Genomic DNA, 15736 nt, shown 5'->3' on the forward strand with positions numbered 1-15736 from the left:
CGTGGCCGCTTACGCGTTGAACAGATTCAACTTTGCGTACTGCAACAGCATGATCGTCTTTCCGTCGACGATCTCGCCGCGCCCGATCATCTCCAGCGCTTCGTCCACCGGCAGTTCCAACACCTCGATATCTTCGCCTTCGTCGGCGATCCCGCCGCCCGCGCCGACTTTTGCCAGCGCATCGTATTCGGCGACGAAAAAATGCAGCTTTTCCGTCACTGAACCCGGGCTCATGAAAGCTTCGAATACCTTGCGCACTTCATGCACGCGGTAGCCGGTTTCCTCTTCGACTTCGGCGCGGATGCGTTCCTCGGGCGAGGCCGCCTCCAGCAGACCGGCCGGCGCCTCGATCAGCATGCCGTGATGACCGTTGACGAACGCCGGCAAGCGGAATTGCCGTGTCAACACGACCGTGCGGCGGCGCGGGTCGACCAGCAGCAGCGTCGCGCCGTTGCCGCGATCGTAGGTTTCGCGGCTCTGGCGTTGCCAACTGCCGTCCGCGCGTTGGTAGTCGAAGGTGGTTTTCTTCAGCACGTACCAGTCGTCCGATAGCACTTTCACGTCGACGATCCGCACCCGCCCGTCGATTTCGTTCATGACTCGCATCCTGTCCTCGCATCTGGTTCTGTTGGAAAAGCAAAACGCGGTCTGCTCCGCGTGCAATTCATGGTATCGTGCAGTATCGTGCAAAAACAAGAAATTTCGTGCAATCGATCAAACTAACCGACATACAGACAGGATCGCCGTCGTGCTGACATCGCAAAGAAAACAGCTGATTCTCGACACGCTCGAGCGTGACGGGCAGGTGATTGCCAAGACCTTGAGCATGGCGTTCGACGTGTCGGAAGACACCATCCGGCGCGATTTGCGCGAGCTTGCCGCGGAGGGGCAGCTTCAGCGCGTGCATGGCGGCGCCTTGCCGGCGTCGCCGGCGTCGCCGGCGGCGGCGGATTTTGCCGGACGCGAGCAAATCGAATCGGCATCGAAGGCGGCGATCGGCCGGGCGGCGGCCGCCCTGATCGGGCGCGGCCAGATTGCGTTTATCGACGGCGGCACGACTGCCGTGCAACTGGCGCGTCACCTTCCGCGCGATTTGCGGGCGACGATCGTCACGCACAGTCCGAGCATCGCCGTCGAACTGGCGGAGCACACGGAGCTCGAGGTCATCATGATCGGCGGTCGCCTGTTCCGGCATTCAATGGTCAACGTGGGCGCGGCCGCGATTGAAGCCCTCAGCCACATTCGCGCCGACTTCTATTTCATGGGCGTGACCGGGGTGCATCCGCAAGCGGGCCTGAGCACCGGCGATATGGAGGAGGCCTACGTGAAGCGCGCGCTCGTGGAGCATGCGGCGGAAACGGTGGTGCTGGCGTCGGCGGAAAAACTCAATGCGGCCTCGGCGTACAGGATTGCGGACGTGTCGGCGGCCAGTACGATCGTCGTCGAGAGGAACACGCCCGAAGCGCTCACCGCGCCGTTCGAAGCCTTGGGCATCACGATCTTGCGTGCCTGATAAATCGTTATGAACCTGCTGTTATAACGATGCATGCGCGATGCATGCGCGATCCATGCGCGATCCATGCGCGATCCATTCGTGACCCATACGCGATCCGTTATTTCCGAGATAGAGAACAAAAATTGACGCACCCTATTGCGATTCAGCGCGATAATCCCGGCCTTTGCCCTCTGGAGGGCAAGAAAATAGGCAACTCACGGTAGTTCAAGGTCAATCAGATCGACTGCGGCATAGCCGAAGTGATGGCTGCTGCACGTCGCCGGTACGCCCGAGCGCAGGTAAGCGCCCGCGGTTCGAACACCTCCCTCGTGGTTTACAGCCGTTTCGCGCAGGTCCGCCACGTATAAGCTGATATGCAGGCGTGCCGCGACGGTCTGTGTTCCGCGTTCGTCCTGCCATGGGGTTGCCGCCGTGTTCATTAAAGGAGAAGTCCATGGGGAAACTCGACCTTTCGCGTCGTAGTTTTCTGAAGGCCAGCGTATTGGCGGGTGTGTCGGTGTATATCGCGCCGATGGGCAGCCGCGCATTCGCTGCGTTGTTCGAAGAAAAGATTCTGACGCCGGTTCAGTGGGACGCCGCTAACGGCCAGGCGAAATTCCGTATCGACGGGATTGCCAAAGTGACCGGTTCGAAAGTGTTCGCGCGCGACATCCGCGCCGCCGACATGCCGCACTGGCCGCAGCAGCAATCGCACGCCTTCATCCTGCGCACGACGCAAGCCGACCGCAGCTACGAAGGCTTCGACCTGACGCTGCTCGGCGACGAACTGAAGCCGGACCGCGTGGTCACGGCGGCCGATCTGACGCGCGACGGCCTGATCTTCCCGGCTTTCTACGGCGACGACATGTTGTTGCCGCCGGGCAAGACGCCCGCGTATCTCGGCCAGGCGGTCGCGATCCTGATCTATCACGACTTCGCGCGCTTCCGCTTCGCGAAAGACAAACTGAAGTTCCAGGATCAGATCATCCGTTACGGCACGCAGACCGGGCCGCTCGAACGCGATCCGTGGGGCACGTTCCGCTTCGTGCGCGTCGGCGGCAAGACGCCGTATGACGACGACCTCTTCTCCAGTCTGAAAGACGCGCCGGTGTTCCCGAGCATGATGCGCAAGCACCAGCCGGTGTGGCCGGACGGCGTCGAACACGGCAAGCTCGACGAGCAGGGCATGTTCCATGCCGGACAGATCCAGCAGGAGCTGGATCACCCGTCGGCGGACTGGCTCGTGCTGGAGCGCGAATACAACACGCAGTCGATCGACACGGCTGCGCTCGAACCCGACAACGCGAACTGCTGGTACGACGCGGCGACCCAATCGCTGCATATGGTCGTGCCGACCCAGGCGCCGTCGGAAGTCGCCGACAGTGCCGCCGGCATGGTCGCGAAGTGCGCGTTCCCGGTGAAGAACCTGTTCATCCACCCGTGCTACACGGTGGGCTACGGTTCGAAGGACCACTTCAACGTGCCGTTCTACGGCCTTGTCTGCGCGATGTATGCGGACGGCCGTCCGGTGCGTCTTGCCAACGATCGTTACGAGCAGTTCCAGACTTCCTTGAAACGCCATGCGTTCAAGATGAACTATCGGATCGCGGTCGACAAGAACACCGGTCTGATGCAATCGTTCAAGGCCGAAATGGAAGCGAACGGCGGCGGGCGTTGCAACTTTTCGCCGTCGGTGGCGATGGTCGGCGCAACGGCCGCTCAATCGATCTATTACTTCCCGAAGAACGATCTCTCGTCGGTGGCGATCGCCTCGCGCGCCATCGACGCCGGTTCGGCGCGCGGCTACGGCACGCTGCAAAGCATGGCCGCGACCGAGATGATGGTCGATGAAATCGCCGCGCAACTGAATCTCGATCCGATCGACTTCCGCCTGAAAAACGCGCTGCGCTCGGGCATGAAGAACACGCAGGGCGCGGTCCCCGCCGGCGCGATTCGTGTCGACGACGTGCTGCAGAAGGCGAAGCTTCATCCGCTGTGGGTGAATCGGGCGAAGCGCAAGGCCGAGTTCGAAGCCGCGCATCCGGGCACGCGTTATGGCGTCGGTTTTGCGTGCGTGCAGAAGGACTTCGGCACGGGCGCGGAAACCTCGTTCGCGAAGGTCGAGTTCAGCGCCGACGGCAAGATCGGCCTGCAACACACGGCCGCCGAAATCGGCACCGGCATGTCGACCTCGCAGGCGATCGCGGTCGCGAAGTGGCTCGGCAAACCGGCCACCGACGTGCATGTGGCGATCACCGATTGGCCGGATCTGCCGGTCGTCACGAGCGGCGATCCTTACATGATGTCGCAGGCGGACCAGGACAAGCTGGCCGCGAATCCGCGCTGGTCGCCGGGTTATGCGTCGCCGTCGAGCGCGACCAATTCGGCGTTCTACTTTACGCACAGCACGCGTGAAGCGGCACGCGTCGTCTTCGCGCACGGTTTGTGGCCGGCAGCGATGGCGATCTGGAGCCAGGGGCTGGGCGGCGGTCAGGCCGCGCCGCTGGTGGTGCGCATGGAAGACGCGCGCTGGGTCGACGGCAAGCTGTCCGCGGCGGGGCTCGAAGCGCTGCCGTTCGAACAGCTCGCGAAGAAGGCGCACGAGTTGGGTCTCGTCACCGGCGCGACCGTGCACGTGTTCAATCGCTGGCAATGGACCGAGTCGGACTTCGAGATCGATGGCAGCGTCGAGCGTCTGCCGCTCGACGGCCTCGCGCTGCGCTACGGCGATAACGCTTCGGCCGATAAGAAGAAACTGCAAACCACGCCGAATCAATACCGCGTGCTCGACCGTCAGCGCGTGTTCATTCCGCCGGTTCAGCGCAATAACGCGGCCGTGACGTACTACAGCGCGGTCGGCACGCTGGTCGAGCTGTCGGTGCATGAAGCGAGCGGCAAGGTGAATCTGCTCGCGCATCACTCGATCATGGAGTGCGGCAATCAGCTTTCGCCGCAACTCGTGTCGGGCCAGTTGCAAGGCGGTCTCGCCATGGGCATCGGCCATGCGTTGCACGAGTATTTGCCGCTCTATGAAGACGGCCCGGGCAACGGCACGTGGAACTTCAATCGCTACCACTTGCCGCGCGCGGCGGATGTCGCCGTCTGGACCCAGACCGGCGACGTGCTGCCGCCGCTGACCGAGACCGACCCGCCGAAGGGCATCGCCGAAGTCGTGATGATTCCGGTGGTCGGCGCCATCGTGAACGGTATCGCGCACGCGATCGGCCATCGCTTTACCGACCTGCCGGTCACCCCGCAACTTATTCAGAAGGTGCTCGCATGACGGCCCCCACTCAAACTTCCGCCAATGCCGCTAGCGGCGCCGGCGCGGCCAGCGCGGCTGCTGTTTCTGGCGCTGCCGCCGCCAACCCGGCTTCCGGCGCCTCGGGCGTTGCTGCCGGCGCGCCGGCGGCAACGGTGGTCGAGCGTCCGTTGACGCATTTCCGCACGCTGCCGGTGTCGGTCAAGGTGAACGGCGAGATCGTCGGCCCGACCGACGTGCCCGCCGGTCTGATGATGATCGATTTCCTGCACGAGTACCTGCATCTGACCGGCTCGCGCCTCGGTTGCGGCCAGGGCATCTGCCACGCGTGCGTCGTGATCGTCGACAAGCCGGACGGCACCAGCGAAGAAGTGCGCACCTGCATCACGGGCGCGAATTTCTTCAACGGCAAAACCATCCGCACGATTGAAGGGCACGCGAAGCGCAACGAAGCAGGCGAGGTCGTCGAGCTGTCGCCGATCCAGCAGAAGTTTCTCGAGCACTTCAGTTTTCAGTGCGGCTACTGTACGCCCGGCTTCGTCAACGCGGCGACGGTGCTGATCGAACGCCTGAAGCGCCAGCCGGTTGCGAAGAGTCAGGTCGAGCAAACCATCACCGAGGCGTTGAACGACCATATTTGCCGCTGCACGGGCTACGTGCGCTACTACGAAGCCGTGAAGGAGGTCGTGATGACCACGCCCGGCCTCGTAAAGGATGCCGCATGATGAGCGCCTCCATGAACGTGCGCCGCGCGCTGCTGTTGCTCGGTACCGCGGCTTTGCTCAGCGCTTGCGGCAAGCACGACGACTCCGCCGCTGCGATGCAGGCCGCGGCCGCATTGGGCCCGCAATCCACTGCCGCCGATCCGCTCGCGCGCGGCCGTTACCTCGTCAAAGCCGCCGACTGCGCCGCCTGCCATACCACGTCGGACGGTGCGCCGTTCGCCGGCGGCGTCAAGCTGGCTTCGCCGTTCGGCACCTTCTACGGCACCAACATCACGCCGGACAAGGACCACGGTATCGGCAACTGGAGCGCGGACGATCTCTACAAGGCGCTGCACGACGGCGTCACGCCGACCAAGCAGTTGTATCCGGCCATGCCGTACACGTCGTACCGTCAGTTGTCGCGCGCGGATAGCGACGCGATCTACGCATATCTGATGGCGCAGAAACCGGCGGCCGTGGCGAACCACGAACCGGAGTTGTCGTTTCCGTTCAACGTGCGATTTGGCGTGCGCTTCTGGGACTGGATGTTCCTGAAGGACACGTTGCCCGACGCATCGAAGGGGGCGTCCGCGGACTGGAATCGCGGACGCTATCTGGCGAGCGCGCTTGGCCATTGCGCCGAATGCCATACGCCGCGCGGCACGTTCGGCCAGCTCGATGGAGCGAAGCCGCTGACGGGCGCGGCGCTCGGCCGGATCGCCGCACCGGACATCACGCCGCATGGTCTGGCGGCGCGTGGCTGGACGGCAGCGGACTTGCAGACGTTCTTCGCTACCGGTATCGCGCCGCAAGGCTCGGCCTTCGGCGAGATGTATCCGGTTGTGCATCTGAGCAGCCAGTACATGACGCATGACGATCTGCGCGCCATGTCGACCTATCTGCTCGGCGACCAGGCGCCGGCGCCGCAACCCCTGCAAACGGTCTCGGCCGATGCCGCGCAACTTGAGGCGGGGCGCAATGTGTATCTGGCGGTGTGCGCCGGTTGTCACGGCCTGGGCGGTGAGGGCAAGCCGCACGTCGCCGTGCCGATGCACGCCAACTCGACCGTGCGTCAAGGCGATGCGCATAACCTGATCGTGGCGATGCTCGACGGCATTGGCGCGCAGGATTTTCCTGGCCTCGAACGGATGCAGGAGATGCCGGGCTTCGCCACGCAACTCAGCGACGTGGAACTGGCTCAGCTCGCGAATTATCTGCGCGCGACGTATGGCGGTCAGCCTGCCGACGTGACCGCCGATGCGGTGAAAGCGTTGCGATGAAACATGCCATGCGTCAGGGTGTTGCGAGTCTGGCGCCAGGCGTGATGGGGGGAAGGTAAGGAAGAGCCGGTGCCGTCAAAGGCACCGGCTCTTTTTTGTGCGCGCAGTACGTGTGTGGGGGGCGCGAGACGCAGTATCACCACGCTGCCGCTTGCATCAAGTAGCGTGAATGGAATGGCGAGCAATGAACTCACGCGCGATGGTTGGCTCAAATGGTATCGCGCCGTCGCCCCCCGGCGGCGCGCGCTACGTTTGGCCGTAGATCGATCTGATTCCCTTCACGGAGACTTCATGAGTAATCGCGCGACGCAAACCGTTCCCAACCCGTCTTCCGTCCAATCGCAGAGTGCGCCGCTGCTTTGCGTGCAAGGCACGATCAGCAAGGTGTTCCTGAACCCGGAGTTCCACAACAACGCCAATCACCAGCACTTTGTCATCAGGATCGACAAGGTGCTGAAATTCGACGGCGGTACTCAGAACCTGACGGGTACCGAGGTATTCGTCGCCGTGCGCTTCGGCGACAGCGAAGGGTTGGCGCATGAAATCCCCGGATTGCAAGCGGGCCAGCCCATCGAGGCTCAAGGCGAATATATTTCCGATGCCACCGCTTATCCGACCCAGGACAACTCCAACCCCGTTCTGCCGGTACTGCACTTCACGCATCATCCAGTCGGTTACGTGAAGTATCAAGGCCAGACCTACAGCTAGTCACCTTGCGTCTTATCGGGACCGCACGGGCATGACGCCCGTCGGTTCGCGCACACTTTTCTCCCTCTAGGCTAACCGTCCCGGCGAGCGCTCATTCAAGTTTTGGCTCCGTTTTGCCGTTAAAGAAAACGTTACCAGTCGATCGTCCGGCGGCGTAGCCGTTTACAGATCTTCGCGACCATGCGTGCAGCGGGCTCAGGCCAGCACCACCCATGAGGCGCGGATCGGGCTTGCGCGCCGGAGATGGTTGCACACGCAACCGTGTCTGATCACCGTACGTAATGTTTGTATCAGAGTGTGTGAGGCGGGGCGTTTTTTGCAAAACGCACTTTACAATTCCGCGTGAATCTTAATCGGCAATCTGGCCCTTTTCGCGGAAGATCGCCTGTTTATCGAGCATCGGGCAGTCGGCAAGGCGAAAGGGATTGGGTTGCATGGCAGGGCATGAGTGAGCGCCGCACGAGGCGGCCTCGCTGTGTCGCGAGAGAAAGCAGCGCTTCGTCAGAACGCGCGCATCGCACGCGATAGGGCGGCACCTGGTCTGCCAATAAAAAAGCAGGAGTCGAATATGTTGGGATTGCGTTTCGACAGAACAATGATGGCCAGTCTGGCCGGCGTGTCGGTTGCGCTGGTGGTCAGCGGTTGTGCGAATGTGGGGCAGCAGGGCGCGGCATCGGCTGCGCCGGTTGCCTCGGCAGCGTCCGGTGTGCCGGCCGTGGCGGCCGCGCCTGGTTCCGATGCGCTCGCGGGCTCGCCGGTCACGCTGGCTGCCGACGGCAGCGTGCCGCTTAAGAAGACCCCGCCGCTGGTTTATCGCGTCAGGCGTGGCGATACCCTGGCGCGCGTCGCCCAGCATCATCATTGCAGTGTCAGGCAGTTGCAGGCGTGGAATGGTCTGAAGTCTTCCGCGCGGTTGAAGCCGGGGCAGGTGCTGCACGTCGCTTCGCCGGAAACGGTGCGGGCGGTTAATCTGGCCAACGCGGCGGCCGCCGCAGCAGCGAAGGCTGCGGCGTCCGCGCCGGCTGCTTCGCTCGCCGCGCAGTCAGCGTCGGCGGGCGCGACAACCGCGCAAGTCGCGGCGCAGTCCGACGCACAATCACCCGCACCCAGCGCGGCCGAGGTGCGCGAAGTCGCGCAGCAGACTTCGCGGCATGCGAACGGCGTATCGCTCGCGTGGCCTGCGGGTGGCCGCGTGGTCGAGGCTTTCCAGCCGGGCGAAACGCGCGGCATCGAAATCGGTGGCAAGCCCGGCGATCCGGTGCGGGCCGCGGCCGACGGCAAGGTGATGTACGCCGGCACGGGTCTGAACAGCTACGGCAGTCTGATCATCGTTCAGCACAACAAGGACTTTCTGACTGCCTACTCGCATAACCGCAAGCTGCTGGTGAAAATTGGCGACATCGTGCGGCAGGGGCAGCAGATTGCCGAAATGGGCGACGAAAATAACTCACGGGTCTCCGTGGGCTTCGAGTTGCGCCGCGACGGCAAGCCGGTCGATCCGATGCCGTACTTGCCGCAAGGCCGCGGTTAGGCGGCGAGCCAGCGCAACGCCGCCGCGACGATCGCTTCGGGCGCGTCTTCCTGCATCAGATGGCCGGCCCGCGGCACCGGCTGAAAGCGCGCGTCGGGTATGACCGCCGCCAGTTGCCGGCCACGTTCGGGCGGAATCCACTGATCGTCTTCGCCCCACAGGATTTGCGTCGGGCAGCGCATCTGCGAATAGCGTGCTTCGACCTCGTCGGTGTAGCGCTGGTCCATTTGGGCGATCTGGCGATAGAACGCGGGTTGTCCGGTTGCGCCGAGCCACGGCGTCACATAAGGCGCGAGTTCCTCGTCCGGAATATCGCGGGCGATCGCGCCACGCACGTACGCCTTCACCACCGCTTCGTGAATATACGCCGGCAGCCCGGCGAAAGCCGCGCCGTGCTCGCGCACGTGCCGCACGAACGGTGACCCCCATGGCGCGACGGCGACCGGATCGATCAGCGTGAGACTGCGATAGTCGCATCCATCGATCAGATGCGCGCGCAAGGAAGTCGCGCCGCCGAAATCGTGCGCGATGACGTCCGGACTCTTCAGTTGCCAATGCGTGAGCAATTCCGCCAGCAGCACGTTCTGCACGCCGAGTGAGACGTCCTCGCCATCACGTTGCTCGGATTGGCCGTAGCCAAGCAGATCGTAGTAATAGACGGTGCGAATTTGCGCGAGATGGGGCGCGATGCGATGCCACACATATGAAGAAAACGGTGTGCCATGAACCAGCACCAGCGGCGGACCGTTGCCGGACACGCGAAAGCGCACGGTTTGATCACGGAACGTATAGCTTTCGGGGAGTGGCCAGTTTTGCATGGCGGTGAGCATCGGGAGAAAGTCTGCTTACCTTAGCAGGGCCCACCCAAGTGTGCTGACCGGCTTGTCGTCGCATCGTCTGACGTGCTTCCTGCAAAAGCTCACCTTTGTTTTATTCAGCAAAGCCAGGCAAATTCAAAAAATTGTGATTCACGGCGTCGCCGGATTGACCGGTGAGCGATGCACTGTTACGAAGCACGCATGAATCACCTTGAAACAAGGGGTTTTTGTATTGGCTGGGTTCGGAAAGCCTGGTAATCGTCGAGCGTACGTCGATTCGCTATTTCATCAGACGACGACTGATCGACCGGAATGCGCGCCTGCCAATGGTGAGCCAATTCGGGAGCCGAAGGCGTAACGCTCACCGGACGTCGTGCTGCCGCACTCAATCACAGCGACGACGTCCAGCCGATTCCGGCGAAAGCCAACGAAACCCCGCAAGGCGCCACGCCGCCGGCTATTTCGATTCAATCCCGCGCAGCAGTTGCGAAACCTGGCCGTGGTGATGCAGGATCGCCGGGTCGGCTTGCAGCAACGGCAAATAGCGCGGCAGGAACGCGTTGTTGGGCTGGTCGGGGGAAAAGAGGCCGGTGACGGCTTCGGCGGCGGCGAGCCGGTCGGCGGCATCCGCTTCCTTGTCGTCGAGAATCTCGTCGACGTTCGCGATGACCGTGGAAAGCGGCGTCAGCCAGCGGAACCCCGAGCCGTTGATGAGCACTTGCAGGAAGGCCGCCGGCGTCGCGGGGCCGAATTCCTTTTCGTAGGCTGCGCGTTCGTGATCGAGAATCGACTTATGCAACGCCAATAGCGGCTTGCGAATCTCCGAAAGGAATTGAATGCATTGCTGGTCGTTCATCTTGCCGCTCCTTCGGGTAGTCATGCCCGATCAAGCCGGGCGATCGTGTCAAGTCGGATCCATGCTATCAAAATCGCCTTGTCTGCGAACTTCTTTATACAAGGCTACAATTTCCAGGCCCCTCCCAGCGCGCTCGCGCTTCGCATCATCTGCTGCGCCCATTGAACTATCGCCGCATCGCGTATTAGCACGGCCTGTCGAATAAACACGGCAAGTCTTTGCGTTTTGGTTCGACGTCTCTGTCCAAACAGTCTGAATGAGCAGTCTGACAAACAATAAACCCCACCCGGAGCCGCCCATGACAACGTTCAATATCAACGGCCAGACTCATACTGTCGACGCACCGCCCGACATGCCCCTGTTATGGGTGTTGCGCGATCTCGTCGGCTTGACCGGCACCAAGTTCGGCTGCGGCATCGCGCAATGCGGCGCGTGCACCGTGCATCTCGATGGCGTCGCGGTGCGCTCGTGCGTGCTGCCGGCAGCGGCTGTCGGCGACCGGAAAATCACCACCATTGAAGCAGTCGGCAGCACGCCGGCCGGGCAAAAGGTGCAGCAGGCCTGGCGTCAACTGGACGTTGTGCAATGCGGCTACTGTCAGTCGGGGCAGGTGATGTCGGCGGCCTCGCTGATCGCGGGCAACCCTGATCCGAGCGATGCGGATATCGACGCCGCCATGGCCGGCAACATCTGCCGCTGTGGGACGTACAACCGCATCCGCGCGGCGATCAAGCAAGCCGCGAAGGGGGCCTGACATGTCCCGGGGATTGCTCGATGCACAAAATGGCGCGCCACCGCCGAAGGGCGGCACGGGCGGCATCACACGCCGTACGTTCCTGAAATTCAGCGTCACGGTAGGCGCGGCAACGGGTGGAGGCTTGCTGCTCGGCTTCAGCATGCCGGCCGTCAGTCAGGACCAGAAGGCCGGCAAAACGGTGATCGGCGGCGATGGCGACGAAGCGCCGCAAAACGGCGTGTTCGCGCCGAACGCCTTTATCCAGATCGACACGGCGGGCAAGGTCACGCTGGTGATTCCGAAGGTCGAAATGGGACAAGGCGTCTACACGTCGATCCCAATGCTCATTGCTGAAGAGCTCGAGGTGCCGCTCGATTCGGTCACGCTCGACCACGCGCCGCCAAACGAAAAACTCTTCATGGACCCGTTGCTCGGCGGCCAGCTCACCGGCGGTTCGACGTCGATCCGTTATGCGTGGGAGCCGATGCGCCGTGCCGGCGCGGCCGCGCGCACCGTCCTGATCAGTGCTGCCGCGCAACAATGGCAAGTCGATCCCGCAAGCTGTCACGCGCAGGCCGGTCAGGTGATTCATACGGCGAGCAACCGCAGCATCGGTTACGGACAGTTGGTGGAAGCCGCGGCGAAGCTGCCCGCGCCGCAGAACGTGCCGTTGAAAGATCCGAAAGATTTCAAGGTGATCGGCACGCCGGTGAAGCGTCTCGATTCGCCGGAAAAGGTCGACGGCACCGCCATGTTCGGACTGGACGTGCGGGTGCCCGACATGGTCTACGCGGCCATTGCGAATTGCCCGGTGTTCGGCGGCACGCTCGCCAGCGTCGACGACACCAACGCGAAGAAGATTCCCGGCGTGCGCCAGGTCGTCAAGCTGGATAACGCGGTCGCCGTGATCGGCGATCACACGTGGGCGGCCAAACGCGGTTTGCAGGCGCTGGATATCAAATGGAACGAAGGCGCGGGCGCGCAGATCGGCATGAAGCAGATCGTCGACGATCTCGCCAGTGCCTCGCAGCGCAATGGCGCGGTGGCGCGTAAAGAGGGCGATGTGAACAACGCGTTTTCAAACGCGAAGACACGCGTCGACGCCGTATACCAGCAACCGTTCCTTGCGCACGCCACGATGGAACCGATCAACTGCACGGTGCACGTGCGGCCCGACGGCTGCGAAATCTGGCTCGGCTCGCAAGTGCCGACGCGGGTGGTGGACGCGGCGGTTGCCGTCACCGGCCTGCCCGCGGACAAGATTGTCGTGCACAACCATCTGATCGGCGGCGGCTTTGGGCGGCGGCTCGAATTCGACATGGTCACGCAGTCGGTCAAGATCGGCAAACAGGTGTCGACGCCGGTGAAGGTGCTGTGGACGCGCGAAGAAGATATTCAGCATGACATGTACCGGCCGTACTACTACGACAAGATTTCCGCCGGGCTCGATGCGAACGGCAAACCGATCGCGTGGCAGCACCGGATTGTCGGCTCGTCGATCATGGCGCGTTTCGCGCCGCCCGCGTTCCAGCACGGACTCGATCCCGATGCCGTGGAAGTCGCGGCTGACCTGCCCTACGACCTGCCGAATCAACTGGTCGACTATGTGCGCCAGGAACCGCATGCCGTTCCCACCGCATTCTGGCGCGGCGTGGGACCAACGCGCGGCACCTTCGTGGTCGAGAGTTTTATCGACGAACTCGCCGCGCAGGCGAAAGTCGATCCGGTCAAGTACCGCCAGGATCTGCTGGGCAAAACGCCGCGCGCGCTGAACGTGCTCAATACCGCCACGCAGGCGGCGAACTGGGGCAGTACGGTGCCGAAGGGACAAGGGCGCGGCGTGTCGGTGATGCATGCGTTTGGCAGCTTCTTTTCGATCGTCGTCGACGTTGCCGTCGACCAGGGCGAGGTGGCGGTCAAGCGCGTCGTGTGCGCGGTCGATTGCGGGATGGTGGTGAATCCGAACACGATCGAAGCACAGGTGCAAGGCGGCATCATCTTCGGCATCACGGCCGCGCTCTATAGCCAGATCACGATCAAGGACGGCCGTGTGGAGCAGAACAACTTCACCGACTACCGGATGCTGCGGATCGATCAAACGCCGCCTATCGAGGTGCATATCGTGAAGAGCAGCGAGGCGCCGGGCGGCATCGGCGAGCCGGGCACGGCGGCGCTCGCGCCCGCTCTGACGAACGCGATTTACGCGGCCACCGGCAAGCGGCTGCGGCAATTGCCGGTCGGCAGTCAACTGCAAACCGCCTGAGCCTGACTGGAGCCCAACATGAACAACACACTCAAGGGTTTCGGCGCGGCGCTGTGCGTGACGTTGCCGTTCCTGACGCAAAGCCCGGCGCAAGCGGCCGATCAGGCATTGGTGCAGCGCGGCGCCTATCTGGCGAAGGTCGGCGATTGCGTTGCGTGCCATACGGCGCCGAAGGGCAAACCGTTCGCGGGCGGCCTGGCGATGACCACGCCAATGGGCCAGATCTACACCACCAACATCACGCCCGACCAGCAAACCGGCATCGGCAACTACACGGAAGAGGATTTTGCGAATGCGATGCGCGAAGGCGTCGCGAAAGATGGTCACAACCTGTATCCGGCCATGCCGTATCCGTCCTATGCAAAGGTCAACGACGACGACATGAAAGCGCTGTACGCGTACTTCATGAGCGGGGTCGCGCCGGTGCAGCAGGCGAACCGCGAGCCGGACATCAAATGGCCGTTGAACATGCGCTGGCCGTTGAAGTTCTGGAACATGGTGTTCCTGGAGAAAGGTGTCTATCAGGACAAACCGGGCAAGGATGTGGCGTGGAATCGTGGCGCGTATCTCATCCAGGGCCTGGGGCACTGCGGCTCGTGCCATACGCCGCGCGGCATCGCGTTCCAGGAGAAGGCGCTGGATGAAACGGGCAGCATGTTCCTGACCGGCGGCCTGCTCGACGGCTGGTTCGCGGCGAATCTGACGGGCGAACACAACGTCGGCCTCGGCCGCTGGAACGATCAGGATCTGCAGGCGTTCCTGAAGACCGGCGCCAATCGCCATGCCTCGGCGTTCGGTTCGATGACCAGTGTCATCAACAACAGCACGCAGGGCATGAACGACACCGACATCGCCGCGATGTCCGCGTACCTGAAATCGCTGCCGCCGGCAGGCGGTAATGGTGCGCCGCCTTATACGTACGATCCGCAAGCGACGAAGGTGTCGTTGAACCGTCCCGCGAACAATGCCGGCGCGCGCGTTTATACGGCGTATTGCATGCATTGCCATGGCGTCGATGGACGCGGCTTTGCGCCGATGCTGGCGCCGTTGGCGGGGAATCCGAACGTGCTGGAGAAGGACCCGTCCTCGCTGATCAACGTGACGTTGAACGGCACCGGGGATCTGGTGATCGGCGGCATTCCCGCGCCGTATCCCATGCCGAACTACGCGCCGGTGCTCAACGACCAGCAGATCGCCGACGTGCTGAGCTTTGTGCGCGCCGGGTGGAATAACGGTGGACCGGCGGTCACGGCGGCCGACGTGGCAAAGCTGCGCAAGTCGACCCAGGCGGCGAAGTAGTCAAATCGCTGTGGCAATGAAAAAAGCGGCAACCGTGCAAAACGGTTGCCGCTTTTCATGAATACGCGTGAGGGCCGCTAAGCGCTCTGCGCGGCGCTCAATGAAGCAAAAACATCCAACGGCAAATCAGCGGTGCTGCCCCACCTTCTGCCGCCTCTCCAGCACGCGCGCGTACCACGTCAACGGGAAACACATGGCGAAGTAAATCATTGCGACCATGCCGTAGATCGGAAACGGGCGAAAGGCGGCGTTGGTGATCATCGTGCCGGTCTTGGTCAATTCCGTGAAGCCGATGATCGACGCGAGCGCCGTGCTCTTTACCACCTGCACGAGGAAGCCGACCGTCGGCGCCACGGCGATCTTCAACGCCTGCGGCCAGATGATGTAGCGCAGTTGCTGGCTGAACGTCATGCCGAGACTCGCCCCCGCGGACCACTGGCCACGCGGCACCGCTTCCACGCAGCCACGCCAGATATCGACCAGATACGCGCTGGTATACAGCGTCAGCGTGACGGTTGCCGCGACCCAGGGCGAGACGTCGACGCCCAGCAAAGGCAGGCCGAAGAACGCCAGAAACAGTTGCATCAGGAGCGGCGTGCCCTGAAACACTTCGACGTACACCACCACGATCCGCCGCAGCCACGGCAGAGGCGATACGCGCATCGCGAGCAGGATCAGCCCGACCATGCCGCCGCCGACAAACGCGATCAGCGACAGCAACACCGTCCAGCGGGCGGCGAGCAACAGATTGCGGGCGATGTCCCACAGCGTGAAGTCGACCATG

At 63.0% G+C, this 15736-nt stretch carries 13 protein-coding genes; 9 read left to right on the plus strand and 4 right to left on the minus strand.

The window, feature by feature from the left end:
- Nucleotides 1-9: 9 nt before the first annotated feature.
- On the minus strand, nt 10-597 hold the full coding sequence (locus tag PQR67_RS18985) for an NUDIX domain-containing protein (protein ID WP_408462415.1): 588 nt from the start codon (nt 595-597) through the stop codon (nt 10-12).
- 151 nt (nt 598-748) lie between these two features.
- On the opposite strand from PQR67_RS18985, the gene PQR67_RS18990 reads away from it, so the two are divergent.
- From PQR67_RS18990 to PQR67_RS19015, 6 genes are all read left to right on the plus strand, one after another.
- A complete protein-coding gene (locus tag PQR67_RS18990; RefSeq protein ID WP_408462417.1) occupies nt 749-1513 on the plus strand; it encodes a DeoR/GlpR family DNA-binding transcription regulator in 765 nt (254 codons plus the stop codon).
- Nucleotides 1514-1949: 436 nt separating this feature from the next.
- Nucleotides 1950-4778 carry a xanthine dehydrogenase family protein molybdopterin-binding subunit gene (locus tag PQR67_RS18995; RefSeq protein ID WP_408462420.1) on the plus strand — a complete coding sequence of 943 codons (2829 nt, stop codon included), beginning with the start codon at nt 1950-1952 and terminating at the stop codon, nt 4776-4778.
- On the plus strand, nt 4775-5482 hold the full coding sequence (locus tag PQR67_RS19000) for a (2Fe-2S)-binding protein (RefSeq protein ID WP_408462423.1): 708 nt from the start codon (nt 4775-4777) through the stop codon (nt 5480-5482). Before PQR67_RS18995 ends, PQR67_RS19000 begins: the two co-directional genes overlap by 4 nt.
- Nucleotides 5479-6741 carry a c-type cytochrome gene (locus PQR67_RS19005; protein ID WP_408462426.1) on the plus strand — a complete coding sequence of 421 codons (1263 nt, stop codon included), beginning with the start codon at nt 5479-5481 and terminating at the stop codon, nt 6739-6741. The genes PQR67_RS19000 and PQR67_RS19005 overlap by 4 nt, the downstream gene beginning before the upstream one ends.
- A 291-nt stretch (nt 6742-7032) precedes the next feature.
- Nucleotides 7033-7449 carry a hypothetical protein gene (locus tag PQR67_RS19010; RefSeq protein ID WP_408462428.1) on the plus strand — a complete coding sequence of 139 codons (417 nt, stop codon included), beginning with the start codon at nt 7033-7035 and terminating at the stop codon, nt 7447-7449.
- A gap of 571 nt (nt 7450-8020) precedes the next feature.
- A complete protein-coding gene (locus tag PQR67_RS19015) occupies nt 8021-8980 on the plus strand; it encodes a peptidoglycan DD-metalloendopeptidase family protein (RefSeq protein WP_408462555.1) in 960 nt (319 codons plus the stop codon).
- Here PQR67_RS19015 and PQR67_RS19020 read toward each other — a convergent pair.
- Complete coding sequence (locus tag PQR67_RS19020; protein ID WP_408462558.1) at nt 8977-9798, minus strand: alpha/beta fold hydrolase; 822 nt, start codon at nt 9796-9798, stop codon at nt 8977-8979. The genes PQR67_RS19015 and PQR67_RS19020 overlap by 4 nt on opposite strands.
- 457 nt (nt 9799-10255) lie before the next feature.
- Nucleotides 10256-10654: a hypothetical protein gene (locus PQR67_RS19025; RefSeq protein ID WP_408462430.1), complete on the minus strand. Its 399-nt coding sequence runs from the start codon at nt 10652-10654 to the stop codon at nt 10256-10258.
- Between the two features lie 298 nt (nt 10655-10952).
- Between PQR67_RS19025 and PQR67_RS19030 the strand changes: the two genes are divergently transcribed.
- The 3 genes from PQR67_RS19030 to PQR67_RS19040 are packed head-to-tail and all read left to right on the plus strand — an operon-like array spanning nt 10953 to nt 14952.
- On the plus strand, nt 10953-11408 hold the full coding sequence (locus tag PQR67_RS19030) for a (2Fe-2S)-binding protein (protein ID WP_408462432.1): 456 nt from the start codon (nt 10953-10955) through the stop codon (nt 11406-11408).
- A 1-nt stretch (nt 11409) separates the two neighbouring features.
- The gene (locus PQR67_RS19035; RefSeq protein WP_408462433.1) at nt 11410-13653 is read left to right on the plus strand and encodes a xanthine dehydrogenase family protein molybdopterin-binding subunit; all 2244 of its coding nucleotides are present in this window, start codon (nt 11410-11412) and stop codon (nt 13651-13653) included.
- An 18-nt stretch (nt 13654-13671) separates the two neighbouring features.
- Nucleotides 13672-14952, plus strand: a complete 1281-nt coding sequence (locus tag PQR67_RS19040; protein ID WP_408462435.1) for a c-type cytochrome — start codon at nt 13672-13674, stop codon at nt 14950-14952.
- A 126-nt stretch (nt 14953-15078) separates the two neighbouring features.
- On the opposite strand, the gene PQR67_RS19045 is transcribed toward PQR67_RS19040, so the two are convergent.
- Nucleotides 15079-15735 (minus strand): amino acid ABC transporter permease, encoded by a 657-nt coding sequence (locus tag PQR67_RS19045; RefSeq protein WP_408462437.1) that lies wholly within the window; start codon nt 15733-15735, stop codon nt 15079-15081.
- Nucleotide 15736: the final 1 nt, after the last annotated feature.

This window comes from Paraburkholderia fungorum (assembly GCF_046026025.1).
Lineage (GTDB): Bacteria > Pseudomonadota > Gammaproteobacteria > Burkholderiales > Burkholderiaceae > Paraburkholderia > Paraburkholderia fungorum_E.

What these genes read in the sequence shown, in the direction of transcription:
- PQR67_RS18985 (WP_408462415.1), bottom strand. Translation starts at nt 597, where the DNA reads ATGAACGAAATCGACGGGCGGGTGCGGATCGTCGACGTGAAAGTGCTA.
- PQR67_RS18995 (WP_408462420.1), top strand. Translation starts at nt 1,950, where the DNA reads ATGGGGAAACTCGACCTTTCGCGTCGTAGTTTTCTGAAGGCCAGCGTA.
- PQR67_RS19000 (WP_408462423.1), top strand. Translation starts at nt 4,775, where the DNA reads ATGACGGCCCCCACTCAAACTTCCGCCAATGCCGCTAGCGGCGCCGGC.
- PQR67_RS19005 (WP_408462426.1), top strand. Translation starts at nt 5,479, where the DNA reads ATGATGAGCGCCTCCATGAACGTGCGCCGCGCGCTGCTGTTGCTCGGT.
- PQR67_RS19010 (WP_408462428.1), top strand. Translation starts at nt 7,033, where the DNA reads ATGAGTAATCGCGCGACGCAAACCGTTCCCAACCCGTCTTCCGTCCAA.
- PQR67_RS19020 (WP_408462558.1), bottom strand. Translation starts at nt 9,798, where the DNA reads ATGCAAAACTGGCCACTCCCCGAAAGCTATACGTTCCGTGATCAAACC.
- PQR67_RS19025 (WP_408462430.1), bottom strand. Translation starts at nt 10,654, where the DNA reads ATGAACGACCAGCAATGCATTCAATTCCTTTCGGAGATTCGCAAGCCG.
- PQR67_RS19030 (WP_408462432.1), top strand. Translation starts at nt 10,953, where the DNA reads ATGACAACGTTCAATATCAACGGCCAGACTCATACTGTCGACGCACCG.
- PQR67_RS19035 (WP_408462433.1), top strand. Translation starts at nt 11,410, where the DNA reads ATGTCCCGGGGATTGCTCGATGCACAAAATGGCGCGCCACCGCCGAAG.
- PQR67_RS19040 (WP_408462435.1), top strand. Translation starts at nt 13,672, where the DNA reads ATGAACAACACACTCAAGGGTTTCGGCGCGGCGCTGTGCGTGACGTTG.
- PQR67_RS19045 (WP_408462437.1), bottom strand. Translation starts at nt 15,735, where the DNA reads ATGGTCGACTTCACGCTGTGGGACATCGCCCGCAATCTGTTGCTCGCC.